At 72.6% G+C, this 25,200-nt stretch carries 25 protein-coding genes; 22 read left to right on the top strand and 3 right to left on the bottom strand.

All coding sequences use genetic code 11. From position 1 onward, the window contains the following. Nucleotides 1-62 precede the first annotated feature (62 nt). Together QC385_RS28835 and QC385_RS28830 are read left to right on the top strand one after the other, a co-directional pair. Nucleotides 63-233 carry a hypothetical protein gene (locus tag QC385_RS28835; RefSeq protein ID WP_279544318.1) on the top strand — a complete coding sequence of 57 codons (171 nt, stop codon included), beginning with the start codon at nucleotides 63-65 and terminating at the stop codon, nucleotides 231-233. A gap of 2 nt (nucleotides 234-235) precedes the next feature. Continuing rightward, nucleotides 236-571, top strand: a complete 336-nt coding sequence (locus QC385_RS28830; protein ID WP_086604769.1) for a hypothetical protein — start codon at nucleotides 236-238, stop codon at nucleotides 569-571. 184 nt (nucleotides 572-755) lie between these two features. Here QC385_RS28830 and QC385_RS28825 read toward each other — a convergent pair whose 3' ends face one another. Continuing rightward, nucleotides 756-1,172 carry a pyridoxamine 5'-phosphate oxidase family protein gene (locus tag QC385_RS28825; RefSeq protein WP_150482153.1) on the bottom strand — a complete coding sequence of 139 codons (417 nt, stop codon included), beginning with the start codon at nucleotides 1,170-1,172 and terminating at the stop codon, nucleotides 756-758. Nucleotides 1,173-1,276: 104 nt separating this feature from the next. On the opposite strand from QC385_RS28825, the gene clpB reads away from it, so the two are divergent. Further along, nucleotides 1,277-3,874: an ATP-dependent chaperone ClpB gene (clpB, locus tag QC385_RS28820; RefSeq protein WP_279544317.1), complete on the top strand. Its 2,598-nt coding sequence runs from the start codon at nucleotides 1,277-1,279 to the stop codon at nucleotides 3,872-3,874. 14 nt (nucleotides 3,875-3,888) lie between these two features. Here the strand turns inward: clpB and QC385_RS28815 are convergent, their stop codons facing one another. Next, nucleotides 3,889-4,362, bottom strand: coding sequence for a hypothetical protein (locus tag QC385_RS28815; protein WP_279544316.1), 474 nt, complete (start codon nucleotides 4,360-4,362; stop codon nucleotides 3,889-3,891). 162 nt (nucleotides 4,363-4,524) lie between these two features. Here QC385_RS28815 and QC385_RS28810 point away from each other — a divergent pair, with 162 nt between their 5' ends. After that, nucleotides 4,525-5,052, top strand: a complete 528-nt coding sequence (locus tag QC385_RS28810; protein ID WP_010032094.1) for a YbjN domain-containing protein — start codon at nucleotides 4,525-4,527, stop codon at nucleotides 5,050-5,052. A gap of 78 nt (nucleotides 5,053-5,130) precedes the next feature. Here the strand turns inward: QC385_RS28810 and QC385_RS28805 are convergent, their stop codons facing one another. After that, nucleotides 5,131-6,324 carry a pyridoxal phosphate-dependent aminotransferase gene (locus QC385_RS28805; protein WP_279544314.1) on the bottom strand — a complete coding sequence of 398 codons (1,194 nt, stop codon included), beginning with the start codon at nucleotides 6,322-6,324 and terminating at the stop codon, nucleotides 5,131-5,133. Nucleotides 6,325-6,451: 127 nt separating this feature from the next. Here QC385_RS28805 and QC385_RS28800 point away from each other — a divergent pair, with 127 nt between their 5' ends. The 18 genes from QC385_RS28800 to QC385_RS28715 all read left to right on the top strand — a co-directional run bounded on the left by QC385_RS28800 (nucleotide 6,452) and on the right by QC385_RS28715 (nucleotide 25,185). Then, nucleotides 6,452-6,712, top strand: a complete 261-nt coding sequence (locus QC385_RS28800; RefSeq protein ID WP_279544313.1) for a hypothetical protein — start codon at nucleotides 6,452-6,454, stop codon at nucleotides 6,710-6,712. A gap of 561 nt (nucleotides 6,713-7,273) precedes the next feature. Further along, entirely contained in the window at nucleotides 7,274-7,801 is a 528-nt protein-coding gene (locus QC385_RS28795) for a DUF2617 family protein (RefSeq protein WP_279544312.1), read from the top strand. Between the two features lie 120 nt (nucleotides 7,802-7,921). Then, nucleotides 7,922-9,577 carry a polyamine aminopropyltransferase gene (locus tag QC385_RS28790; protein WP_279544311.1) on the top strand — a complete coding sequence of 552 codons (1,656 nt, stop codon included), beginning with the start codon at nucleotides 7,922-7,924 and terminating at the stop codon, nucleotides 9,575-9,577. A 137-nt stretch (nucleotides 9,578-9,714) separates the two neighbouring features. Beyond that, entirely contained in the window at nucleotides 9,715-10,773 is a 1,059-nt protein-coding gene (locus QC385_RS28785; protein WP_279544310.1) for an SRPBCC domain-containing protein, read from the top strand. A gap of 50 nt (nucleotides 10,774-10,823) precedes the next feature. Continuing rightward, the gene (locus tag QC385_RS28780; protein WP_279544309.1) at nucleotides 10,824-11,612 is read left to right on the top strand and encodes an aldose epimerase family protein; all 789 of its coding nucleotides are present in this window, start codon (nucleotides 10,824-10,826) and stop codon (nucleotides 11,610-11,612) included. Nucleotides 11,613-11,622: 10 nt separating this feature from the next. Further along, nucleotides 11,623-12,171, top strand: a complete 549-nt coding sequence (gene pyrE, locus QC385_RS28775) for an orotate phosphoribosyltransferase (RefSeq protein WP_104783174.1) — start codon at nucleotides 11,623-11,625, stop codon at nucleotides 12,169-12,171. 144 nt (nucleotides 12,172-12,315) lie between these two features. After that, the gene (gene fbaA, locus QC385_RS28770) at nucleotides 12,316-13,338 is read left to right on the top strand and encodes a class II fructose-bisphosphate aldolase (RefSeq protein ID WP_279544308.1); all 1,023 of its coding nucleotides are present in this window, start codon (nucleotides 12,316-12,318) and stop codon (nucleotides 13,336-13,338) included. A 66-nt stretch (nucleotides 13,339-13,404) separates the two neighbouring features. Beyond that, nucleotides 13,405-14,874, top strand: coding sequence for an MFS transporter (locus QC385_RS28765; protein WP_279544307.1), 1,470 nt, complete (start codon nucleotides 13,405-13,407; stop codon nucleotides 14,872-14,874). Between the two features lie 100 nt (nucleotides 14,875-14,974). Continuing rightward, nucleotides 14,975-15,388: a DUF3151 domain-containing protein gene (locus QC385_RS28760; RefSeq protein WP_279544306.1), complete on the top strand. Its 414-nt coding sequence runs from the start codon at nucleotides 14,975-14,977 to the stop codon at nucleotides 15,386-15,388. A 149-nt stretch (nucleotides 15,389-15,537) separates the two neighbouring features. After that, complete coding sequence (locus tag QC385_RS28755) at nucleotides 15,538-16,368, top strand: tryptophan 2,3-dioxygenase family protein (RefSeq protein WP_279544305.1); 831 nt, start codon at nucleotides 15,538-15,540, stop codon at nucleotides 16,366-16,368. Beyond that, nucleotides 16,361-17,545, top strand: a complete 1,185-nt coding sequence (kynU, locus tag QC385_RS28750; protein ID WP_279544304.1) for a kynureninase — start codon at nucleotides 16,361-16,363, stop codon at nucleotides 17,543-17,545. Before QC385_RS28755 ends, kynU begins: the two co-directional genes overlap by 8 nt. A gap of 161 nt (nucleotides 17,546-17,706) precedes the next feature. After that, nucleotides 17,707-18,573, top strand: a complete 867-nt coding sequence (locus QC385_RS28745; RefSeq protein ID WP_279544303.1) for an alpha/beta hydrolase — start codon at nucleotides 17,707-17,709, stop codon at nucleotides 18,571-18,573. Nucleotides 18,574-18,718: 145 nt separating this feature from the next. Beyond that, the gene (locus QC385_RS28740) at nucleotides 18,719-19,804 is read left to right on the top strand and encodes an alpha/beta hydrolase (RefSeq protein WP_279544302.1); all 1,086 of its coding nucleotides are present in this window, start codon (nucleotides 18,719-18,721) and stop codon (nucleotides 19,802-19,804) included. Further along, the gene (locus tag QC385_RS28735; RefSeq protein WP_279544301.1) at nucleotides 19,797-21,026 is read left to right on the top strand and encodes an acyltransferase family protein; all 1,230 of its coding nucleotides are present in this window, start codon (nucleotides 19,797-19,799) and stop codon (nucleotides 21,024-21,026) included. The genes QC385_RS28740 and QC385_RS28735 overlap by 8 nt, the downstream gene beginning before the upstream one ends. Next, entirely contained in the window at nucleotides 21,019-22,407 is a 1,389-nt protein-coding gene (locus tag QC385_RS28730; RefSeq protein ID WP_279544300.1) for a sensor histidine kinase, read from the top strand. Before QC385_RS28735 ends, QC385_RS28730 begins: the two co-directional genes overlap by 8 nt. Beyond that, a complete protein-coding gene (locus QC385_RS28725) occupies nucleotides 22,404-23,087 on the top strand; it encodes a response regulator (protein WP_059416415.1) in 684 nt (227 codons plus the stop codon). Before QC385_RS28730 ends, QC385_RS28725 begins: the two co-directional genes overlap by 4 nt. A gap of 98 nt (nucleotides 23,088-23,185) precedes the next feature. Further along, nucleotides 23,186-24,523, top strand: a complete 1,338-nt coding sequence (locus tag QC385_RS28720; protein WP_279544299.1) for a sensor histidine kinase — start codon at nucleotides 23,186-23,188, stop codon at nucleotides 24,521-24,523. Next, nucleotides 24,520-25,185 (top strand): response regulator, encoded by a 666-nt coding sequence (locus QC385_RS28715; RefSeq protein WP_086850233.1) that lies wholly within the window; start codon nucleotides 24,520-24,522, stop codon nucleotides 25,183-25,185. The genes QC385_RS28720 and QC385_RS28715 overlap by 4 nt, the downstream gene beginning before the upstream one ends. The last annotated feature ends 15 nt before the right edge of the window (nucleotides 25,186-25,200 follow it).

The following is a 25,200-nucleotide window of genomic DNA, read 5'->3' as shown; positions in this document are numbered from 1 at the left end:
GGGGAAAAGGGGACCTTCAAGTGAGGACGAAGCCGACTATGTGCAGCAGAATGCTTCGCTCGGTGCTTGTCGCCGCCTTCTCCGCCGCCGCGGCCCTGGGTGTGCTCGGGGGCTTCTCCGACGCGAAGGACGAGGTGCGGGCGAACAGTACCTGGCCTTCGGTGGCGGTGAACGCCGACGCCGCCAGCAGTGGAAACTCCGCGGGTTCCGCTGCTGACGAAGCCGGGAGCTGACCGTGACCACTCCACCCGACGACCGCTCCTTCCGTCGCGAAATGGCCACCGCCTACCGCTCCGGCTGGCACTTCATCGACCTGGTCACCGCCATCCCCCACAGCGGCGACTCGTTGATGGTGACCGTTTTCGGCGAGCCGGTGGTCGTCACGCGGGACGAGGACGAGGACGTACGGGCTTACCGGTGTCTGCGGCGGCCTCGGGGGGCGCCGCAGCCCGTGCGGTGTGCCGTACGGTACGGAATGATCTTTGTGAACCTGGACCAAAGGGACCACGAGCAGGTGGAGGCCGACTCTCCTGCCCCGAGGACCATCTCTGCCACCCCCCGCAGTGCCTGACGCGATTCCCCCGTCGTAACAGATCGCTCAGGCGCTTCCCCCCGCAGCGGCGTCACCGTGACCTGAACACGGTGACGCCGCTGCAGTTTCTGGCGACATTTCCGGTTATCGACGCGGTCACGCTGTGGCTGGATCCAATCGATCACCGGTGTGGATTTTCACTTCGGCGAACTGTGGCGTCGGCCTAGCCTCGCCCCATCGCCCGCGTCAGCTCGATCTCGATCACCACGCGTGCGGGATTCGGTGAGGGCGTCCGTCCGTAGCGCTCTGCGTAGCGGCGTACCGCCTCCGCGACCCGGTCCGGCTCGGTGCGGACGAAGGCCCGGCCCTCCAGTGTCGCCCAGCGCCGGCCCTCCATCTGGCAGACGGCGACCGCCGCCCCCTGCTCCCCGGCGGCCAGCACGTGCCGCGCCTTGGCGCTCGCCTTGTTCGTGATCACCCGAGCAAGCCGGGCCGCGGGATCGTATGTGACCCCGACGGGTACCACGTGCGGAGTGCCGTCCGGGCGGGGAGTCGTCAGGGTGCACACGTGCCGTTCCCGCCAGAAGCTGAGGTACGGCTCGTCCGGAGCGCCGGGATCGACGGAGTACTTGGTCGCCATGCCCCGGAACTTAACCCCTGCGACCCTCCCCGAATGGTCCTTGAGTGGACTAGACTCAACTTTGTGTAAGTCGTTCGGGTCAGTGCAAGGAGGAGAACGCGAACGTGGACGCCGAGCTGACCAACCGGAGCCGGGACGCGATCAACGCGGCCAGCAACAGGGCCGTCACGGAGGGGCACCCTGACCTCACCCCCGCCCATCTGCTTCTCGCGCTGCTCCAGGGACAGGACAACGAGAACATCACCGATCTGCTCGCCGCGGTCGACGCCGACCAGGCGGCCGTGCGCGCCGGAGCCGAGCGCGTGCTCGCCGGGCTGCCCAGTGTGACCGGATCCACCGTGGCGCCGCCCCAGCCCAACCGCGAGATGCTCGCCGTCGTCGCCGACGCGCAGGCCCGCGCCAAGGACCTCGGGGACGAGTACCTCTCCACGGAGCACCTCCTCCTCGGCATCGCCGCGAAGGGCGGCGCGGCCGGCGAGGTGCTGTCCCAGCAGGGCGCCGACGCCAGGAAGCTCCAGGACGCCTTCCAGAAGACGCGGGGAGCGCGCCGGGTGACCACGGCAGATCCGGAGGGCCAGTACAAGGCCCTGGAGAAGTTCGGGACGGACTTCACCGCCGCCGCGCGGGAAGGCAAGCTCGATCCCGTCATCGGGCGGGACCAGGAGATCCGGCGCGTGGTGCAGGTGCTGTCCCGCCGTACCAAGAACAACCCCGTGCTCATCGGTGAGCCCGGGGTCGGCAAGACCGCCGTCGTCGAAGGGCTCGCCCAGCGGATCGTCAAGGGGGACGTGCCGGAGTCCCTCAAGGACAAGCGCCTCGTCGCCCTCGACCTCGGCGCCATGGTCGCCGGGGCCAAGTACCGGGGCGAGTTCGAGGAGCGGCTGAAGACCGTCCTCGCGGAGATCAAGGACTCCGACGGGCAGATCATCACCTTCATCGACGAGCTGCACACCGTCGTGGGGGCCGGTGCCGGCGGCGACTCCGCCATGGACGCCGGGAACATGCTGAAGCCCATGCTCGCGCGCGGTGAGCTGCGCATGGTGGGTGCCACGACCCTCGACGAGTACCGCGAGCGGATCGAGAAGGACGCCGCCCTGGAGCGGCGCTTCCAGCAGGTGCTGGTCGCCGAGCCGAGCGTCGAGGACTCCATCGCGATCCTGCGCGGTCTCAAGGGCCGCTACGAGGCCCACCACAAGGTGCAGATCGCCGACAGCGCGCTGGTCGCCGCCGCCGCCCTCTCCGACCGGTACATCACCTCCCGCTTCCTGCCCGACAAGGCCATCGACCTCGTCGACGAGGCGGCCTCCCGGCTGCGCATGGAGATCGACTCCTCGCCCGTCGAGATCGACGAACTCCAGCGCGCCGTCGACCGGCTGAAGATGGAGGAGCTGGCCATCGGCAAGGAGACCGACGCGGCCTCCCGCGAGCGCCTGGAGAAGCTGCGCCGCGACCTCGCCGACAAGGAGGAGGAGCTGCGCGGCCTCACCGCCCGCTGGGAGAAGGAGAAGCAGTCCCTCAACCGCGTCGGTGAGCTGAAGGAACGCCTCGACGAACTGCGCGGCCAGGCCGAGCGCGCCCAGCGCGACGGCGACTTCGACACCGCCTCCAAGCTGCTCTACGGCGAGATCCCCGCCCTGGAGAAGGAACTGGAGGCCGCCTCCGAGGCCGAGGAGGAGGTCGCGAGGGACACCATGGTCAAGGAGGAGGTCGGCGCCGACGACATCGCCGACGTCGTCGCCTCCTGGACCGGCATCCCCGCCGGGCGTCTGCTGGAGGGCGAGACGCAGAAGCTGCTCCGTATGGAGGACGAGCTGGGCAAGCGCCTCATCGGCCAGACGGAGGCCGTGCGGGCGGTCAGCGACGCCGTACGGCGGTCCCGCGCCGGGATCTCCGACCCCGACCGCCCCACCGGCTCCTTCCTCTTCCTCGGCCCGACCGGCGTCGGCAAGACGGAGCTGGCCAAGGCCCTCGCCGACTTCCTCTTCGACGACGAGCGGGCGATGGTCCGCATCGACATGTCGGAGTACAGCGAGAAGCACAGCGTGGCCCGGCTGGTCGGCGCCCCGCCCGGATACGTCGGCTACGAGGAGGGCGGCCAGCTCACGGAGGCGGTGCGCCGCCGCCCCTACTCCGTCGTCCTGCTGGACGAGGTGGAGAAGGCCCACCCCGAGGTCTTCGACATCCTGCTCCAGGTGCTCGACGACGGGCGCCTCACGGACGGGCAGGGCCGCACGGTCGACTTCCGCAACACCATCCTGGTGCTGACGTCGAACCTGGGCAGCCAGTTCCTGGTCGACCCGCTCACCAGCGAGGCGGAGAAGAAGGAGCAGGTCCTGGAGGTGGTGCGGACCTCCTTCAAGCCGGAGTTCCTCAACCGCCTGGACGACCTGGTCGTCTTCGCCGCCCTCACCAAGCCCGAGCTGGAGCGCATCGCCAGGCTCCAGATCGAGCGCCTGGCCAAGCGCCTCGCCGAGCGGCGCCTCGCCCTGGACGTCACGCCCGAGGCCCTGGCCTGGCTCGCGGAGGAGGGCATGGACCCGGCGTACGGCGCCCGCCCGCTGCGCCGCCTCGTCCAGACCGCCATCGGCGACCGCCTCGCCAAGGAGATCCTCTCCGGCGAGATCAAGGACGGCGACACGGTCCGCGTCGACCGCTTCGGCGACGAACTGCTGGTGGGACCGGCTGCGGGCAAGACACTGTAGGGCCGAAGGATCCGTCACATCGTGAACGCCGAGAAGCGCACCCGCGCCGTCCCGGCGTTCACGTACTCCACCCGCACCTGCACCACGTGTGCCCCGGCCGTGGCGGGCAGGCCGTCCTCGTGGCTCACGTCGAGACAGAGCGCCCCGCAGGAGGCGTCCGAGCGAGCCTCGGGCGCCTTCGGATACGTCTCGCGCAGCCAGCCGCGCACGTCCTCGCGCGGCATCCGCAGCACCGCCGTGTACGCGGTGTCGATGCCGTGCTGCATGGTGCAGTCCCCGACCTGGGCGTGCGCCGGGGCCGAGGCACCGCCGAAGGCCAGCGCCTCCGCGCAGGTCACCTTCTTCAGGGCCCCCGCGCGGGGGTCCCCCTCGTCCGACAGGGCCCAGACGAAGAGTCCGGCGGTCAGGAACCCGAGGACGAGCACCGGCACGGCCAGGACGGGCAGGATCAGCCGCCACCGCGTGTAACCCCTGCCCGGTTCCGCCACCGCTGCCCCCTCCGTCCGTCATTCAGGAGGACGGCGTGCGGCACCTGGAGGTTGCGGTTGACCGGATCGTGTCAGCCATGGGCTTAGCGGGGTAGTCGGGGCTTGCCACCCCCCTCCCCGCATGGGGGAGGATGGCGGGATCCGTACGAAGGGAAAATCACGGTGACCATCGACCCGTCCTCGATTCCGAACTTCGGGGGCCAGCCCGAGCCGCAGCCGCAAGGACCGGCGGGCCCCGTCGTCCCGGATCAGGACCTCGTGAAGCAGCTCCTCGACCAGATGGAGCTCAAGTATGTCGTCGACGACGAGGGAGACCTCGCGGCGCCGTGGGAGCAGTTCCGCACCTACTTCATGTTCCGGGGTGAGGGAGACCAGCAGGTCTTCTCCGTGCGGACGTTCTACGACCGGCCTCACGAGATCGAGGCCAAGCCGCAGATCCTGGAGTCCATCGACGACTGGAACCGCCGCACCCTGTGGCCCAAGGTCTACAGCCACACCCACGACGACGGTACGGTCCGCCTGATCGGCGAGGCCCAGATGCTGATCGGCATGGGCGTGAGCCTGGAGCACTTCGTCTCCTCGACGGTCAGCTGGGTGCGGGCCGCGATCGAGTTCGACAAGTGGCTCATCGAACAGCTCGGTCTCGAGGAGGAGATCAACGAGGCGGAGAAGCCCGAGGACGAGGAGTAGGCCGCAGCAGGCCCCGCCCCAGCGGCGCGTCGGCGCGTACGAGCAGAGAGGTACGTGCTGTACGCGCCGTACGCCTTTTCAGGCCCCGCCGACGTCCTTCAGGCGGCGTACGGCCTCCTCCAGCACGCCCGTCCGCTTGCAGAACGCGAACCGTACGAACGGGGCGCCCTCCTCGCGGTGGTCGTAGAAGACCGCGTTGGGGATCGCGACGACACCGGCGCGTTCCGGCAGGGCACGGCAGAAGGCGAAGCCGTCCGTCTCGCCGAGGGGGCGGATGTCGGTGGTGACGAAGTAGGTCCCCGACGGCCGGAAGACCCGGAAACCGGCCTCCTCCAGGCCCGCCGCCAGCAGGTTCCGCTTGGCCAGCATGTCGTCCCGGAAGGCCGTGAAGTACGACTCGGGCAGTGCCAGGGCCTCCGCGATCGCGTACTGGAACGGCCCCGACGCCACGTACGTCAGGTACTGCTTCGCCGAGCGCACCGCCGTGACCAGCTCCGGCGCCGCCGTCACCCAGCCGACCTTCCAGCCGGTGAACGAGAACGTCTTGCCGGCCGACCCGATGGTGACCGTGCGTTCGCGCATCCCCGGGAACGTCGCCAGCGGCACGTGCTCGGCGTCGTCGAAGACCAGGTGCTCGTACACCTCGTCCGTCACCACGAGCAGGTCCCGCTCCACCGCCAGCTCGGCGATCGCGGCCAGTTCCGCCCGGGTGAGGACCGTGCCGGTCGGGTTGTGCGGCGTGTTGATCAGCAGCAGGCGGGTGCGGTCGGTGACGGCGTCGCGCAGTTCGTCGAGGTCGAGGCGGAAGCTGCCCTCGTGCGGCCGGAGCGTGACCGGCACCCGGCGCCCGCCCGCCATCGCGATGCACGCCGCGTACGAGTCGTAGTACGGCTCGAATGCGATCACCTCGTCACCCGGCTCCACCAGGGCCAGCAGCGAGGCGGCGATGGCCTCGGTGGCCCCGGCGGTGACCAGGACCTCCCTGTCGGGGTCGCAGGACAGGCCGTAGCGCCGCTGCTGGTGGGCGGCGACCGCGGTACGCAGCTCGGGGACGCCGGGCCCCGGCGGGTACTGGTTGCCGAGTCCGTCCCGCAGCGCCCGCACGGCGGCCTCCCTGACCTCCTCGGGGCCGTCGGTGTCGGGGAAGCCCTGCCCGAGGTTGATGGCACCGGTGCTCAGGGCCAGGGCGGACATCTCGGCGAAGATCGTCGTCCCGAACTCGGCGAGCCGGCGATTGAGGAGGGGGCGCGCGCTGGAGGTCATGCGGGTCATCCTCCGCCGAAGCTCTGGACTTCCTCAACTCTGCTTTGGGCCGCACGCGAGGCGGGCATCTCCCGGTCACGCAAGAGCGAGGCGCCCACGGGGGGCCGCTTCGGGGGAACGGAAGGAGGGTGACGCCATGATCGTCGGCATCATCCTGGCGGTGATCGGAGTCGTCCTGGTCGGGGCGCTGGTGTCCAAGGCCCGCAGCGGCGGATCCGGAAGGACGGCCCGTCGCGGGGCGGGGGCGTCCAGCGGATCGGGCGCCGGTGGCGGTAGCTGGTGGGCCGGGGGCGGAGACTCCGGCTCGTCCGGCGGAGACAGCGGGGGGCACTCCTGCGGCGGCGGGTCCTCCTGCGGCGGTGGAGGAGGAGGCGGCTGCGGCGGCGGAGGCAGCTGACGTACGTCGTCCGCACTCCCGACGGGGGAGCCGCAACCGCTGAACGCGGGGTCCGCACTGGAGCGGGCCCCGCGTTCGCGTGCCGGCCGGAGGGGGCCCGGGGTTCCCGTCCGGAGGATGTAATCGACCTCTGTCGGGCAACTCGGAGGGTGTTCCGGCAAGTTCGCATGCCTGTAGGACAACTGCCGCCGGGAAGTGACGGAACGAGGCGTGACTCCGGCAACTGCGTCCGTCAATCGGGTACTTCAGGAGGGCGGCGAAAGCCCGGGTGCCCGCCCGTTCTGGATCACGGCGTGAGTCACGGCGCACCGGCGCACGCCGTAGTTGAACAGTTGAGCTGTGGAGCCCTCTGAGGGATGGAAACCCTACGAACTTGGGTAAAGACGCTGTTGCGGCGTCACAGTTCATGATTCCCTCTAAAACACCGACGCAGCCCCTCGGACGTTCTGCGGACGACTTCCCGAAACCGGCCGACCGGTTTTGCCCCGGGCCGAATCGCCCGGTGCGACCGGGGTGCAGCGGTCCCATCTACCTCTCCTTGTGCGCTTGCGGAGCCGATCCATGCTCACGACCCTGAACACCTCCTACACCGACACGCGTGCGGCCGATCTCGCCTGGGCCCTGGGGCGCGAGCCGCTTCCCGCACTGGCCACGCTCGACCTCGAACTGACCGGCATCAAAGTGCAGTTGCGACTTCTCGGCGCGTCCCACCAGGTTCTGCTGGAGGGAGAGGGGGGCGTCTGCTCGGAGACGGTGGCGTGCATTCCCGGCAGCAGCACGCCGCTTCCGCTGGGCGTCGCCAAGCGGGTGGGCGACTGGGAGTACGAGTTCGCGGCCCGGGTCGAGGTCCTCTCGCCCGGCTCCTTCGCGGGCCGCGCCCAGGAGTTGCTGGCCCTCGTCTCCGACCATCCGCACGGCCTGGTCGGCGTCTTCCCCGGCAGCCCGCACGCCTTCACGGCACTGCTGGCCCAGCACCACGAGGGACAGGTGCACTGGCGCACCTGGCACGCGTACCCGCAGGACGGACAGTTGGTGGCGACCCGCTCGAAGGTGGGGGTACGGGTGCCGGCGCCGGCCGCCGCCACCTGAATCCCCCCGGCACCTCACCCACTCGGCGAACCGGATCTCATACCGTTGCCGGGCCGCTGTAAACCAGCACCACACGTGTGGGTGACGAACCGCAGTGGAGGCGTGACGTAACGTCGCAGCGTGATCGAGCCGCACGCGCCCGCCCCGCCCGGTTCCCCGCCGCCCTGGAGCGCTCCGGGCGGCCCCGGCGGCCCGGCGCGGCTGCCCGTCCGGCCGGGCACCGGACGGTTCCTGGTCCTGACGGGCGTGTTCGTCTGCGCGGCCTGCGGACTGGTGTACGAACTCGAACTGGTCGCCCTCGCCTCGTACTTGATGGGCGACTCCGTCACCCAGGCGTCCGTCGTGCTGTCCGTCATGGTCTTCGCGATGGGCATCGGCTCCCTCGCCGCGAAGCGGCTGCGCGGGCTCGCCGCGGCCGGCTTCGGCGCGGTCGAGGCGACGCTCGCCCTCGTCGGCGGGTGCAGCGCGATGGCCCTGTACGCCGTCTTCGCCTGGACCGGCGACTGGGGCGGGATGTGGGCCAGCGGGCCGCGCTGCCTCCTGGTCGCCTTCTCCCTCGCGACCGGGCTGCTCATCGGCGCCGAGGTCCCGCTGCTGATGGAGCTGATCCAGCGCATCCGCCGCCAGGACGCGGGCGGCGCGGTGGCCGACCTGTTCGCCGCGGACTACGTCGGTGCGCTCGTCGGCGGACTCGCCTTCCCCTTCCTCCTGCTGCCGTTCCTCGGCCAGCTGACCGGCGCGCTGATCACCGGCGCCGTCAACGCGGTCGTCGGGGGCGCGCTGGTGCTCGGCCTGTTCCGCCGGGACCTGACCCGGCGCGCCCGCTGGCTGCTGCTGCTCGCCAACGCGCTCGTGCTGGCGATCCTCGCCTCGGCCGCCGTCCTCGTCGACGACTTCGAGCGGGCCGCCCGGCAGGCGGTGTACGGCGGGGACGTACGGGTGGCGCTCCGGACCGGCGTGCAGGAAGTGGTCCTCACCGGGGGCACGCGCGGACGGCCCCTCGAACTGTTCCTCGACGGCCGGCTGCGGGTCAGCGGGCGGGACGAGCCGCGCTACCACGAGGCACTCGTCCACCCGGCCATGACCGGGCCGCACGCGCGCGTGCTGATCCTCGGCGGCGGTGACGGACTGGCGGCCCGCGAGGTGCTGCGGCATCCCGGGGTGGACCGCGTCGACGTCGTCGAACTCGACGAGGAGGTGGTGCGGCTGGCCCGCACCGACCCGGCCCTGTCCGCGCTGAACGAGCACGCGTTCGGCGACCCGCGCGTGCGGGTGACCATCCAGGACGCCTTCGGCTGGCTGCGCGGAGCGCCCCCGGCGTCGTACGACGTGGTCCTCTCGGATCTGCCGGACCCGGGCATCACGGCCAGTACGAAGCTGTACTCGCAGGAGTTCTACGGGCTCGCGCGGCGGGTGCTCGCCCCCGGCGGCCGGCTCGTGGTGCACGCCGGGCCCGTCGTGCCCAGCCCGCGGGTGTACTGGACGGTGGACGCCACCCTCCGCGCGGCCGGTTTCCGCACCGCCCAGTACCGCACGGGCGGCCGCCATGACGGTTTCGCCGCCGGCCCCGACCGCACCCCCGACGACCGCTCCCGGGCACCCCGGGACTGGGGCTTCGTCCTGGCCGCCCGAACGGAACCGCGGCCCCGCCTCGGCCCGGACGGTCCACGCCCGCACGTCCTCACGGACGCGTCCCTCGCGGCGGGGGAGCGGGCGGCGCGGGGCACGCGGATCGCGGGGCTGCCCGCGTCGACGCTGGTGCATCCGCGCTACTGAGCGGGCGCATCCGCGCTGCTGACCGGGCCCGGGGCTGCCTGGTGGGGGCGGTGAGGATACGCCTGGTGGGGGCGGATCGGGGGCTAATCCCGAAGGCGGGGGTGCGTTTCGGCGCGTGCTGGGTAGAGTCCGTCCACATGGAGCACGAGGTGTTCGTTCCGGTTCCGGCCGAGCGGCTCAGGGAGGTGCTGGACGACCCCGCGCGGGTCGCCCGGGCGGTTCCGGGGCTCCAGCAGGACGCCGGCGCCGAGCCCGTCACCGGGCGGCTGAAGATCCGGGTCGGCAGCCACTCCGTCACGTACCGGGGTGCCGTACGGGTGTCCCGGGCGGAGGACGGGGCGTACGCCGTCGAGGGCGACGCCACGGAGGCCCGCGGCAGCGGCTCGGTGAAACTCGCGCTGCGGATCGCCCTGCGGGACGCGGAGGACGGCACGACGGTCGTGTTCGGCGGTACGGCCGCCGCGGACGGACGGATCAAGGACCTCCCGTCCGACGCGGTGGAGGGCGCCGTCACCCGCCTGCTGAACCGTTTCGCGGAACACCTGGCCGCGGCAGCCCCGGAAACGACCGCGCCCCTCGCCACCCAGGACTTCGAGCCCCGCGCCACGACCGACCACGAGACGACCCCGGACGCGGACGACGCGGCTCCGCCGCCTCCGCCTCCGGCGGGGGCCGAGGGGGGCGTGATGGCCGAGGCCGACGAGGAGGCCGGGGTTTCGTCGGCCCCGGGACACGTCGGCGAGGCGTCGGCTCGTGGTCACGCCGACGACGCTCGCGCCCCTGGAGCCGGAGACGAGTCCTCCGCGCCGGGTGACGCCGACGAGCCCCCCGCCCCCGCAGCCGACGACGACGCTCCCGCCCCCGCCTCCGAGCCCGCCACCCCGGCCCCCGAGCCCCCCGCCGTCTTCGGGAGCGATATTCCGCCGTCCTCTCTCGGTCCCTCGCACGAGGAAGACGAGGAAGACGAGGAAGACGAGGACGACGAGGACATCGCCGAGGCGGCGCACGCGCGGCGGACGATGATCGGGCGCAGTGCCGAGGAAGTCGATCACGCCCCGCCGCGAGGCCGGTACGCGCCGGTGCCCGCGCCGCAGACCGTGATGCCCGCCGCCCCGCTGCGCTGGGCGGCCCCCGCGGCGGCGCTCGCGCTGGCGTCGGCCATCGTGGCGGTCCGGGCCCTGCGCAGGCGCCGCTGAAAAGCCCCGCACCGGGTGATGCCCTCTTGATCCCCCAGTAGGGTCGTCCCGTGAGTGACGAAGACATCACGCTGACCGCGGGCGACGCGGAGGTGACCGTGCAGCCGGGCAACGGCGGCCGGATCGGAGGGCTGCGGATCGGCGGCGTCGAGGTGCTCCGGCAGGGGGAGCGGTTCGGCTCCTTCCCGATGGTGCCGTGGTGCGGGCGGATCCGCGACGGGCGTTTCCTGGACGGGGCCGCCGTACGGCAGATGCCCCTCAACGCCCCGCCCCACGCCATCCACGGCACCGCCCGCGACGGCGCCTGGCGCACCGCCCGCACGAGCACGGCCGAGGCCGTCCTCACCCACGAGCTCGTCGACCCCTGGCCCCACCCGGGCCGCGTCACCCAGGTCGTCGCCCTCACCGAGGACGCGCTGACGCTGACCATGTCCGTGGAGACGTACGAGTCGTCGTTCCCGGCGCAGATCGGCTGGCACCCGTGGTTCAACCGGAACCTCGGCGGCGAGGACGTGCGCATCGACTTCGACCCGGCCTGGCAGGAGGAGCGCGGCGACGACCACCTGCCCACCGGCAACCGCGTCGAGCCGAAGCCCGGCCCCTGGGACGACTGCTTCGGCATGCCCGGCGGCGTCGACGTGACCCTCACCTGGCCCGGCCAGCTGGAGCTGAAGGTGGCCAGCAGGCAGGAGTGGGTCGTCGTCTACGACGAGCAGGAGGCGGCCGTGTGCGTGGAGCCGCAGACCGGCCCGCCCAACGGGCTCAACAGCATGCCGCGCCTGGTCACGCCCCTGGAGCCGCTGGAGGCCACCACGACCTGGAGCTGGCGCCGCCTCTAAGCTGGGCGGCATGACGGACACACGCGGCGCGCTGCTGCAGCAGATCAAGGACAAGGCCGTGGTGCACGGCAAGGTGACGCTGTCGTCGGGTCTGGAGGCCGACTACTACGTCGACCTGCGCCGCGTCACCCTCGACGGCGAGGCAGCGCCGCTGGTCGGGCAGGTGCTGCTCGACCTGACCGCCGACCTGGAGTTCGACGCGGTGGGCGGCCTCACCATGGGCGCCGACCCCGTCGCCGCCGCCATGCTGCACGCCGCCGCCGCGCGCGGGAAGCGTCTGGACGCCTTCGTCGTGCGGAAGGCCGCCAAGGCGCACGGCCTCCAGCGCCGCGTCGAGGGCCCGGACATCGCGGGCCGCCGTGTGCTGGTCGTCGAGGACACCTCCACCACCGGCGGCTCCCCGCTCACCGCCGTCGAGGCCGTGCGCGAGGCCGGGGCCGAGGTCGTCGCCGTCGCGACCATCGTCGACCGGGCCACCGGTGCCGCGGAGAAGATCCAGGAGGGCGCCGGGGTGCCGTACCTCTTCGCGTTCTCCAAGGACGAGCTTGGCCTGGACTGAGCCCGGAACGACCAGGGCGTGGACGGTGGCCTGGACCTTCCGGCCAAGTCTGGAAGGATGGGGCCGACGATGACGTCGCACCCCAAGGTCTAGGTCAGGGCCGAGAACGCAGAACGCCAACCCGCAGATACAAGGAGCGGACGCATGCCCATCGCAACTCCCGAGGTCTACAACGAAATGCTGGACCGGGCGAAGGCAGGAAAGTTCGCCTACCCGGCCATCAACGTGACCTCCACCCAGACCCTGCACGCGGCCCTGCGCGGTTTCGCTGAGGCGGAGAGCGACGGCATCGTCCAGATCTCCACGGGTGGCGCCGAGTTCCTGGGCGGTCAGTACAGCAAGGACATGGTGACCGGCGCGGTCGCCCTGGCCGAGTTCGCGCACATCGTCGCCGAGAAGTACCCGGTGAACATCGCGCTGCACACGGACCACTGCCCGAAGGACAAGCTCGACGGGTACGTACGCCCGCTGCTGGCGCTGTCCAAGAAGCGCGTCGAGGCCGGCCTGGCCCCGCTGTTCCAGTCGCACATGTGGGACGGCTCCGCCGAGACCCTCGCCGACAACCTCTCCATCGCGCAGGAGCTGCTGGAGCAGGCCCGCGCCGCGAAGATCATCCTCGAGGTGGAGATCACCCCGACCGGTGGCGAGGAGGACGGCGTCTCCCACGAGATCAACGACTCCCTCTACACCACCGTCGACGACGCGATCCGCACCGCCGAGGCCCTGGGCCTGGGCGAGAAGGGCCGCTACCTGCTCGCCGCCTCCTTCGGCAACGTGCACGGCGTGTACAAGCCGGGCAACGTCGTCCTGCGTCCCGAGCTGCTGAAGGAGCTGAACGAGGGCGTCGCCGCCAAGTTCGGCACGGCCTCCCCGTTCGACTTCGTCTTCCACGGCGGCTCCGGCTCCTCGGAGGAGGAGATCCGCACCGCGCTGGAGAACGGCGTGGTCAAGATGAACATCGACACGGACACGCAGTACGCCTTCACGCGCCCGGTCGCGGACCACATGTTCCGCAACTACGACGGCGTCCTGAAGGTCGACGGCGAGGTCGGCAACAAGAAGACCTACGACCCGCGCACCTGGGGCAAGCTGGCCGAGGCCTCCATGTCCGCGCGTGTCGTCGAGGCCTGCGGCCACCTGCGCTCGACCGGCACCAAGATCAAGTAAGTCCCGGTCCGCTCGCGTGGAGCCCGGCACCTCCTGTGGTGCCGGGCTCTTCCGTATGCTCCCTGCATGCCCGATGTGCGGCTGACCTCACCCCAGGGCCGGTGGATCCTGCTCACCACCGTCCTCGGCTCCAGCATGGCCCTGCTGGACTCGACCGTCGTCAACGTGGCGCTGCCCCGCATCGGCCGTGACCTCGACGCGGACATGGCGGCCCTCCAGTGGACCGTCAACGCGTACATGGTCACGCTGGCCGGGCTGATCCTGCTGGGCGGGGCGCTCGGTGACCGTTTCGGGCGCCGGAAGGTGTTCGTCGTCGGTGTGGTGTGGTTCGCGGTGGCCTCCCTGCTGTGCGGGATCGCGCCGAACGCCGGGGTGCTGATCGCCGCGCGCGCCCTGCAAGGGGTGGGCGGTGCTCTGCTCACCCCCGGTTCGCTGGCGCTGATCCAGGCCTCCTTCCATCCCGACGACCGGGGCCGCGCGGTGGGCCTGTGGTCCGGCTTCGGCGGGGTCGGGGCGGCGGTCGGGCCCTTCGTCGGCGGCTGGCTGGTGGACGGGCCGGGCTGGCGGTGGGTGTTCCTGCTGAACGTTCCCCTGGCGCTGCTGTGCGTCCCCGTGGCGCTGCGGCACGTGCCCGAGTCGGGCGGCGAGGGGGCCCGGGGCCGGTTCGACGTGCTGGGGGCGGTGCTGGGCGCGTCGGCGCTCGCGCTGCTGACGTACGCGTTGATCGAGGCGGCCGGTGCGGACGGCCTGGTGGTGGCGGTCACGGCGGTGGCGGGGGCGGGCGCGGCCGTGGCGTTCGTGGTCGTCGAGCGGCGGCGGTCCGAGCCGATGATGCCGCCGGACATCTTCGCCTCCCGCCAGTTCACCGCGGTCAACCTCGTCACGCTGTGCGTGTACGCGGCCCTCGGCGGGTTCTTCTTCCTCGCCGCGCTTCAGCTCCAGGTGGTGGTGGGCTATTCGGCCCTCGCGGCCGGTACGGCGCTGCTGCCGACGACCGCGCTGATGCTGCTGCTGTCGGCGCGGTCCGGCGAGCTGGCCGACCGGATCGGACCGCGGCTGCCGCTCACGGTGGGGCCGCTGCTGTGCGCCGCGGGGATGCTGCTGATGCTGCGGGTCGGGCCGGGGGCGTCGTACGTGGCTGACGTGCTGCCGGCGCTCCTGGTGCTCGGGCTGGGCATGGTCACGCTGGTGGCGCCGCTGACGGCGACCGTGCTGGGGTCGGTGGACGTGTCCCGGGCGGGGCTGGCCAGCGGGATCAACAACGCGGCGGCCCGGGCGGCGGGGCTGGTGGCGGTGGCGGCGTTGCCGTTGCTGGCGGGGATGGGGGAGGAGGCGTACCGGGAGCCGGCTGCGTTCGACGTCGCCTTCGGGAAGTCGATGGCGTGGTGTGCGGGGGTGCTGGTGGTGGGGTCGGTCGTCGCGGCCGCGACGGTACGGAGGCCGCCGCCGGGCTGCAAGCGGCCGGAGTGCCTGAGACAGGGCGGTGTGACGGCACCGCCGCTGGAGGGGGAGCCGGTGCGGAAGCGGTTGTCGTAGGACCGGCCGAGCCGCGGGCAGTCGCCCGTGCACCCCGAAGCACGGCGTTGTCCACCCCGGCACTGCACCGCAGCCGTCCTCATGGCGCAGACTTGACCTCATGTCCATTCACGAGAACCTCCTCGGGGGCCCGCCCCCGACCCACCTCCCCGACGACCCCGGGCCACGGGAAATGCTCGCGTCGGGTACCGCGCCGGTCGACGTCGCCGCCGCACACCCCACCTCCTCGCTCGCCTGGGCGCAGCTCGCCGACGAGGCGTACGAGCGGGGCGCGACCGTCGAGTCGTACGCCTACGCCCGTACGGGCTACCACCGCGGCCTCGACGCGCTGCGCCGCAACGGCTGGAAGGGCCACGGCCCGGTCCCGTGGGAGCACGAGCCGAACCGCGGCTTCCTGCGTGCCCTGCACGCCCTCGCCCGTGCCGCACAGGCGATCGGCGAGCAGGAGGAGTACGAGCGCTGCTCCCAGTTCCTGAAGGACTCCTCGCCGGAGGCGGCGCAGGTCCTGGGCTGACGGCGGACACCGCCCGGGCCCGTCCGCCGAGCGGGCGGGCCTTGCGGTTTCGGGGGACGATTGCGGAGTATGCCCGTGGGGACCGGGGCCCCCGTGCCGGCATCGGCAGGGGCGGACCGCTACCCGGAGTTACACAGCAGGAGACAGCGATGTCCCACGAGGCTCACGAGCCCGAGACCCCGCATCTCGATTTCCACGGCACGACGCCGTACGAGGACTACGTCAGGGCGGACGTCCTCACCCACCTCCAGCACACCCTCTCCGACGACCCCGGAGAGATGGTCTTCCTGGTCACGACCCAGGTGATGGAGCTGTGGTTCACCGTCATCGTCCACGAGTGGGAGACGGCGGCACACGCGCTGCGCGGCGACGACGTACCCACCGCGACCGCCGCGCTGAAGAGGTCCGTACGCGAGCTGGAGGCGCTCAACGCGTCCTGGAAGCCGCTCGGCCAGCTCACGCCGGCCCAGTTCAACTCGTACCGGTCCGCCCTCGGCGAGGGCTCCGGGTTCCAGTCGGCGATGTACCGGCGGATGGAGTTCCTGCTCGGCGACAAGTCCGCGTCCATGCTGGTCCCGCACCGGGGCGCGCCGCGCGTGCACGCCGAGCTGGAGAAGGCGCTGCACGAGCCGAGCCTGTACGACGAGGTGGTGCGGCTGCTCGCGCGGCGCGGGTACGACATCCCGCAGGCCGTGCTGGGGCGTGACGTGTCGCAGCGCTACGAGCCGTCCCCGGCGGTGGAGGCCGCCTGGACGGCCGTCTACTCGGGTGACGAGAGCGACGAGCTCGCCCGGCTCGGCGAGGCGTTGAGCGATGTCGCCGAGCTGGTGTGGCGCTGGCGCAACGACCACCTCGTCGCAACCCGGCGCGCGATGGGCGCCAAGACCGGCACGGGCGGCTCCGCCGGAGTGGCCTGGCTGGAGAAGCGGGCGCAGAAGCAGGTGTTCCCCGAGCTGTGGACGGCGCGGTCCCATGTCTGAGCTGGAGATGCGCGCGGAGAAGCTGGACGCCGCCGACGACCTGCGCGGCAAGCGGGAGGCGTTCGTCCTCGATGACGTGACCTACCTCGACGGCAACTCGCTCGGCGCGCTGCCGGCCGCCGTCCCCGGGCGGATCGAGGACGTCGTACGCCGCCAGTGGGGCGAGCTGCGCATCCGGTCCTGGGAGGAGAGCGGCTGGTGGACCGCGCCCGAGCGGATCGGTGACCGGATCGGCCCGCTGGTCGGGGCGGCGCCCGGGCAGATCGTGGTGGGCGACTCGACCAGTGTCAACGTCTTCAAGGCACTTGTGGGTGCGGTGCGGCTGGCCGGGGAAGGCCGGGACGAGATCCTCGTCGACGCCACGACCTTCCCCACCGACGGGTACATCGCCGAGTCCGCCGCCCGGATGACCGGCTGCACGCTGCGGCCGGTGACACCGGCGGACGTGCCGGGCGCGCTGGGCGACCGTACCGCCGCCGTCCTCCTCAACCACGTCGACTACCGCACCGGCCGGCTGCACGACCTGCCGGCGCTGACGGCCGCCGTGCACGGGGCGGGCGCGTACGCCGTGTGGGACCTGTGCCACAGCGCGGGCGCGCTGCCGGTGGGGCTGGACGGGCACGGCGTGGATCTCGCGGTCGGCTGCACCTACAAGTACCTGAACGGCGGGCCGGGTTCACCGGCGTACCTGTACGTGCGCCGGGAGCTCCAGGACCGCTTCGACTCCCCGCTGCCCGGCTGGAACTCCCACGCCGAGCCGTTCGGCATGCGGAGCGGTTACGAGCCGGCCCCGGGCGCCCTGCGCGGCCGGGTCGGCACACCGGACATCCTCTCCATGCTCGCCCTGGAGGCGGCCCTGGAGGTGTGGGACGGGGTGCCGGTCGAGGCGGTGCGAGCCAAGTCGCTCGCGCTGACGGACTTCTTCCTGGAGTGCGTGGCCGCGTATGTGCCCGAGGGCAGGGTCGAGTGCCTGACGCCGGTGCCGCACGCGGAGCGGGGCAGCCAGATCGCCTTGCGCTGCGACGACGCCGGTGACGTGATGAAACGGCTCGTCGAGCGGGGTGTGGTCGGCGACTTCCGGGCGCCGGACGTGCTGCGCTTCGGCTTCACACCGCTGTACGTGGGCTTCGCCGACGTGGAGCGGGCGGCGCGGGTGCTGGCTCGGACGCTGGGGTGAGCTCCCGGGCCGAACGGCCCCTGCCGCCGCGGGGGCCGTTCGGCCTTCACCCAGCGTGACATCCGCGTGTCCGTCCACGTCACCTGCCTGATACCGTCCCGGCCAACGGCCGGATCCCCACCTGATCCGCCAAATACGTTTGATCGCTGAGAGGTTGGAGCATGACGGACGACGTCGCAGCAGCACGGGCCGCCGCCGAGGAGAAGTCGGCGTTCTCCCACGCGCCCGTCGCCCCCGACGCCACCGCCGCCTACGGCGACCACCCCGACCAGGTGATCGACTTCTACGCCCCGCGCCGGCAGGGCGGCCCAGGCGGGCCAGCCCCGGTCGTCCTCGTGCTGCACGGCGGTGCCTGGCGGGCGCCCTACGACCGGCGTCACATCAGCCCGTTCGCGGACTTCCTCGCCCGCCGCGGGTTCGCCGTGGCCAGTGCCGAGTACCGGCGCGGTGGTGACGACGACGCCGTCGCGGGCCGCTGGCCCGACACCTTCGACGACGTCGCGGCCGCGCTGGACGCCCTTCCGGCGCTCGTCCGGGAACTGCTGCCGCAGGCCGACCCGCGCCGTACGGTCCTCACCGGGCACTCGGCGGGCGGGCACCTCGCCCTGTGGGCCGCTGCCCGGCACGTCCTGCCGGCCGGCTCGCCCTGGCGCGCCGACAGCCCGGCGGCTCTGCGCGGTGTGGTCGCCCTCGCGCCGATCGCGGACCTCGCGGTCGCCGACAAGCTGGACGTGTGCGGCGGTGCGGTACGGCAACTCCTGGGCGAGGACGAGCACTTCGCCGAGCGGCAGCCGTACGCGGACCCGGCGCTGCTGCTGCCCACCGGCATCGCCACCACCCTCGTCCAGGGCCGCACGGACCTCGACGTGCCGCAGGTGGTCGCCGAGTCGTACGCGGACGCGGCGGCGAAGGCCGGGGAGATGGTGGGAGTGACGCTGCTGGAGGACGTGGGGCACTTCCCGCTCATCGACCCGGCGGCGGACGCGTGTGCCGTGGTGGTGGAGGAGATCGCCCAACTGGCGTGGTGAGCGGGCCTCCCCCTTAGGTCATACCCGTAGTACCTGAGAGCCAGGCCGCAGGTGAGCTCCCCGGTGTGACGCGAACGACGAGTCCTGATCCGTAACTTCCCTTCCGTGCGGACCCGATGGCCGGGTGCGCCGGAGGGGGACGACCATGGGGTTCGCAGCGAAGTACCGCCGTGAGGACGGCGGTCGGCACCGCGGCGGCCGATGGCGTCGAGCCGCGCTCGCCGTTCTCATCACCGGCGCGGTGGTGTTCCCTCTCTCCGCGGCCGGGCGCCCGGAGATCCCCGCGCCGGCCCCCGCCTCCCTCGCACCCCTCAGCGTTTCGACACTCGACGAGGCGTACGCGGCCAACCGTGCCAACGCCGCCGAAGCGGCCCGGATGGCCGCCGCCCACCAGGACCGGGACCGTGCCGCGACGGACCGTGCGCTGGCCGCCCCGGCCCGGCGTCTCCTCGGGTTCGACGGCCGCGGCTCCGGCCGCCTGACGGAGGTCCTGGGCGACCTCGCCCGCGCCGACCGCATCGCCGTCCTGGTCCCCGGCTCCGACACCAGCCTCGACACCTACGGCCGGTTCCACGCGGCCGCCACCGCCCTGTACGGGCAGCTCGTCCGGCAGGCCCCCGCGGGCACGCGCACGGCGGTCGTGGCCTGGCTGGGCTACGAGACGCCGGGCACGGTCAGCGCGACGGTCACGACGACCGGCAGGGCGGAGCAGGCGGCCCCGCGGCTGCGCGCGCTCGTCACCGACCTGCGTGCCCTGGGGCGTGTCCGCAAAGTCCCGCCTGCCCCGCGACGCCAGGGCCCGCCCTCCGGGCGGGCGACGGGACTTTCGGGACACGCCCCAGCGGGCGGCGGACCGCGCATCTCGCTGCTGTGCCACTCGTACGGCTCGGTCGTCTGCGGCCGTGCCGCCGCCGGGCTCGCCGTCGACGACATCGCACTGGTCGGCAGCCCCGGCACCGGCGCCGACTCCGCTGCCGCCCTGCACACCCGCGCCCGCGTCTGGGCGGCCCGCGGTGGCGACGACTGGGTGGAGAACATCCCGCACCTCAGCGCGGACCTGTTCGGCACCACCGTCGGCTTCGGCACCGACCCCGTCTCCCCGGCCTTCGGCGCCCGGGTCTTCGCGGCCGGCGACGGCGGCCACAGCGACTACTTCAGGCCCGGCTCGACCTCCCTGACCAACCTGGCCCGGATCGTCCTGGGCGAGACCAAGGCGGTGACGCATGACTGACGTCGGAGTACTCGGAGGACTCGGCGTACGAGGTGTCCGGCATGCGGTGCGCCGCGGCGCCGAACGGGTCGGCGCCGCCACCCCGGCCGGCCGCGACCGGGCCGTGGACGCCCTGCGCGCCGCCGCGGTCCTCGGTGTCGTCCTCGGGCACTGGCTGGTCACGGCCCTGGTCGCCGACAGCGGCACCCTGCGCACGGCGAGTCCCCTCCAGCACATGCCCTGGCTGACGCCCGTCTCCTGGATGTTCCAGACGCTCGCCGTGTTCTTCCTGGTCGGCGGGCATGTCGCGACCCGCAGCCTGGCCTCGTCCCGGGCCCGTGGCATCCCGTACCGCCACTGGCTGACGGCCCGGCTGACCCGGCTGTTCGCACCGGTCGCCGCCGTCCTCACCCTGTGGACGATCGCCGCGCTCGCCCTGCTGCTGTCGGGCGCGGAGTTCGGGACGGTCCGGACGCTGGTGAAGCTGGCGCTGTCCCCGCTGTGGTTCCTGGTGGTGTTCGCGGGCCTGACGGCGGCGACCCCGCTGCTGACCCGGCTCAACCCTCTGTGGCCGCTGGCCGTCGTACTCCATGTGGATCTGCTGCGCTTCGGCCTCGGCGGCCCCTCCTGGCTGGGCTGGGTGAACGTGGCGGCGGGCTGGCTGGTGCCCTACACGCTGGGCGCGGCCTGGACCCGGGGCGAGCTGGAGCGCCGCCACGCGGGCTGGATCCTGCTCGTTGGCGGTGCCGTGGTGACCGCGGGGCTCGTCGTGTGGGCGGGCTATCCGGCGTCGATGGTCGGCGTCCCGGGCGAGGGCATGTCCAACCTGGACCCGCCGACGCTGGCCGTCGTCACCTTCGGGCTGGCCCAGTGCGGTCTCGCCCTGCTGCTGCGCGAGCGGCTGCGGCGGGCGATGCGCCGGCCCGTGGCGTGGGCGGCGGTGGCCCTCGTCAACCTCTCCGCGATGACCGTCTTCCTGTGGCACCAGACGGCCCTGATGGCCACGACGGCCACCGGCCTCCTCGTCGGGCACCTCCCCGGCCTGCACACGGTGCCCGACAGCCTCGGCTGGGTCGGGGCCCGGCTGCTCTGGCTGCCCGTGTTCGCCCTGGTCCTCGCGGTCTGCTGGGCCGCCTTCCGGTCCTTCGAGCAGGGCGCGGGCGGCCGGGGCCGCAGGTCGCGGGTGGTGCGGGCGCACCGTCCGTCCGACCGGGGCACAGCGGCGAAGGCGCGCCATGTCTAGGCTGGGGCGCGTGACGGACACGGGGGTGGGCCGCGCGCTGCGGGCGCGCGTCGAGGGCTGGCTGCGGGTGCTGCGCGAGGACCTGTGGACCGCCCGGGCGGATCCGATGCCGCCCTCCACCTGGCTGCGCTGGCTGCCGCACGGGCTGGTGTGCCTGGTCGCGTTCGGTGTCATCGTCGGCGCGGTGGGGCAGCTCGTCGACAACGGCGGGGTGGGTACGCAGATCGCCTTCCCGCTCGGACTGGCGCAGGGCAGTGCCATGGTGCTCGCGCTGTGGCGGCCCATCCCGGCGTGGTGGCTCTCGACGGCGGCCATGCTGCTGTGCGCTCTCGAGGTGCGCCGCCAGTTGCTGGCCGGTGGCGCTTCCGACTTCACCTGGCCCTGGACGTCGGCGGGGATCATCGGACACATGGCGGTGCTGCTGCTGCTCGCCCTGCGGGTGCGGACCCGGGTGTCCGTCGAGGCGCTCGCGCTGACCGCGCTCCTCACCTACGTCGTCCAAGGGCTGCTGGGCGCGGGCGGCTATTCGTCCACCGGGGTGCTCGCGGTCACCCTGTTCGCCGTCGTCGTGGTCGTCGGCACCGCCCTGCGCGGCCGCCGCGAGGCCCGCGCGCAACTCGTCGAGCAGACCACGCTCACCGCCGAGGAGCGCACCCGGCGCACGCTGCTGGAGGAGCGCAGCCGCATAGCCCGGGAGCTGCACGACGTCGTGGCCCACCACATGTCGGTCATCTCCATCCAGGCGCAGGTCGCCCCGCACCTGGTGGAGAACCCGCCCGACGAGCTCAAGGAGAACCTCGCCGGCATCCGGCAGAACGCCCTGGAGGCGCTGACCGAGCTGCGCCGCGTGCTGGGCGTGCTGCGCTCGGAGCACCCCGGGCCGGGGGAGCCCGCCGGCCCGGACGGCGACATCGCCGGCCATGCCCCGCAGCCCACCCTCGACCGGCTCGACGCGCTGGTGGAGAACACCCGGGCCGCCGGCCGCGAGGTCATCACCGAGATCAACGGCGAGCGGCGGCCACTGCCGCCCGGCGTGGAGCTGTCCGCGTACCGGATCGTGCAGGAGGCGCTGAGCAACGTCCTGCGGCACGCGCCCGGCGCCAGAGCCACGGTCCGTCTCACGTATCAGCCGGACGGGCTGGAGGTGGAGGTCGTCAACGGCCGGCCGACCGGGCCCGCGCCGCCCTCGACGGGAGCGGGACACGGGCTGCTCGGCATGCGGGAGCGGGTCGCGATGCTCGGCGGCACCATGACGGCGCACCCCTGGCACTGGGACGGCTTCAAGGTCACCGCGTTCCTCCCGGACGTCCCGCCCGCCGACGCCCCGGCCACCGCCCGCTCCACCGAAAACGCCACCGATCCCCGGGGAGGGACTTCATGACGAGCAGCTCCGGCCGACCCATCCGGGTTCTCATCGTCGACGACCAGGCGATGGTCCGGCAGGGCTTCACCGTGCTGCTCGGCACCCAGCCCGACATAGAGGTCGTCGGCGACGCGAAGGACGGAGAGGGCGGTGTCGCGAAGGCCGCCGAGACCGCCCCGGACGTCGTCCTCATGGACATCCGCATGCCCGGGATCGGCGGCATCGAGGCCACCGAGCGCATCACGACCGCCAACCCGGACATCAGGGTGCTGGTGCTCACCACCTTCGACCTCGACGAGTACGTGTACGACGCGCTGCGCGCCGGAGCCTCCGGGTTCCTGCTGAAGGACGCCTCGTCGGAGCAGCTCGCCGAGGCGGTCCGGGTGATCGCGGCCGGCGACGCGCTGCTCGCCCCGGTCATCACCCGCAAGCTGATCGCCGAGTTCTCCCGGCTGGACGACCGGCCCCGCGCCCCGCTCAAGGAACGGATCGGCGACCTGACCGAGCGCGAGACGGAGGTGCTCGCCCTGATCGCGCAGGGCCTGTCGAACGCGGAGATCTCCAAGCACCTCTTCGTCGCCGAGCAGACGGTGAAGACCCACGTGGGCCGGATCCTGGTGAAGCTCGGTCTGAGAGACCGGACGCAGGCGGCGGTGTTCGCCTACGAGTCGGGGCTGGTCCGTCCGTCGGGGTACTGAGGCCGGGCCCCGGGGGCTCCGTAGTACCTGAGAGGGACGCTGTGGAACCCCTCTCACTGGGGACGACCGGGCCCCGGGGTGCGCATACCGTTCTGTACGTGACCGAGACGACTCACTCGCAGACCGTGCCACCGGGGGGCGGGGCCAAGCCACGCAGCCCGGAGTACCGGCTGGCCGTGGACGCCCTGCGCGGGCTGCGGCAGGACCTCATCCACGACGCGTTCGCCTACCGCCAGCTGCCGCGCATGCGCGTCGACGGCCCCCTGACCAGGAGGCTGCCCGGCCGTCTGCGAGAGCTCGCGGCCTGGACGACGCACGCCGTGATCTGCGCGGCCGCCCTGATCGCCCTGTCCATCGCCACGGTCGACCAGGGCATGGCCCTGGTGCTGGGCCTGCTCGCCGCGGCCCCGGTCCTGCTGACCCTGGTCCGGCCGGTCGGCGCGTTCTGGGTGTCCATGGCGGCCACCCCCCTGGCTCTCCCGTTCGGCGACGACTGGGGCGACTGGCCCTGGCTGCCGGGCAGCTTCGCCTGTCACCTGACGGTGCTGACGATCGTGGCCATACGCACCAGGCCGCGCACGGCCGCCTGGATGTGGGCGCTGACCGCGGCCTACGGCATCCTCGCGGAGACGCTCTTCGGCACGGCGGGCCGTTACGGCACCAACACCGGCCCCATGCTGGTCGTCTCCGCGTTCGTCCTCCTCGCCGTCACCGTCTGGCACATCCGCCGCCACGCGGAGCAGGAGGTCACCGCCCAGCAGACGGTCACCGCGCACGAGCGCTCCCGCCGCACCCTGCTGGAGGAACGCACGACGATCGCCCGCGAGCTGCACGACGTGGTCGCCCACCACATGTCGGTGGTCGCCATCCAGGCGGAGGCCGCGCCCTACCGGGTGGAGAACCCGCCGCCGGAGCTGGAGAAGGCCTTCGCCACCATCCGGGAGAACGCGGTGGCGGCCCTGACCGAGCTGCGCCGCGTCCTGGGCGTCGTCCGCGCCGAGGACTACGAGGCCCCGGACGCCCCGCAGCCCACGCTCGCCGACCTGGAAGGGCTGCTGGCCAATGTGCGGGAGGCCGGACTGGGTGTCGAGAAGGTGGTGACCGGCGCGGTCCGCGAGCTGCCGCAGGGCGTGGAGCTGTCGGCGTACCGGATCGTGCAGGAGGCCCTGAGCAACACCCTGCGGCACGCGCCCGGTGCGAGTGCCCGCGTCGAGATCGGGTACGTTCTCGGCGGCCTGGGCCTGCGCATAGTCAACGGCCCGCCGCCGAACCCCGGCCTGATCAAGCCCTCGCCGGGCGCCGGGCACGGCATCACGGGCATGCGGGAGCGCGTGACGATGCTGAACGGCGAGATGACGGCGGGCCAGACGGACGACGGAGGCTATGAGGTGGCGGTGTTCCTGCCGGTCGCCCTGCCGGACGAGGACGACGCATGACCATTCGCGTGCTGATCGCGGACGACCAGATGATGGTGCGCGAGGGCTTCTCGGTCCTGCTGAACGCGATGCCGGACATCGAGGTCGTCGGCGAGGCGGTGAACGGCCGGGAGGCCGTCGCGAAGGTCCGCGAGCTCGCCCCGGACATCGTGCTGATGGACATCCGCATGCCCGAGCTGAACGGCATCGAGGCGACCCGCGAGATCGTCGCCGCCGACGGCGCGGCGAAGGTGCTGGTGCTCACCACCTTCGACCTCGACGAGTACGTCTACCAGGCGCTGCGCGCGGGAGCCTCCGGGTTCCTCCTCAAGGACGCCTCGGCCCGCCAGCTCGCCGACGGCGTGCGGGTCGTGGCCGCCGGTGAGGCCCTCCTGGCCCCCTCGGTGACCAGGCGCCTGATCACCGAGTTCTCCAAGCTCTCCGAGACCCCCCGCCTCATGCCCTCGGCGCAGGCGGCGTACGGCGACCTGACCGACCGGGAGACGGAGGTGCTGGTCCTCATCGCGCAGGGCCTGTCGAACGCGGAGATCGCCGAGCGGCTGGTGGTCGCCGAGTCGACGATCAAGACGCACGTCAGCCGGATCCTGGTGAAGCTGGGGCTCAGGGACCGGACGCAGGCGGCGGTGTTCGCGTACGAGGCGCGGCTGGTGACGCCCGGCTAACCGGGGGGTCCGTCG

This window comes from Streptomyces sp. DH10, from assembly GCF_029813805.1.
GTDB lineage: Bacteria > Actinomycetota > Actinomycetes > Streptomycetales > Streptomycetaceae > Streptomyces > Streptomyces coeruleofuscus.
The sequence above is the reverse complement of the archived record's forward strand: the minus strand, read 5'-3'. Positions and strand labels throughout refer to the sequence as shown.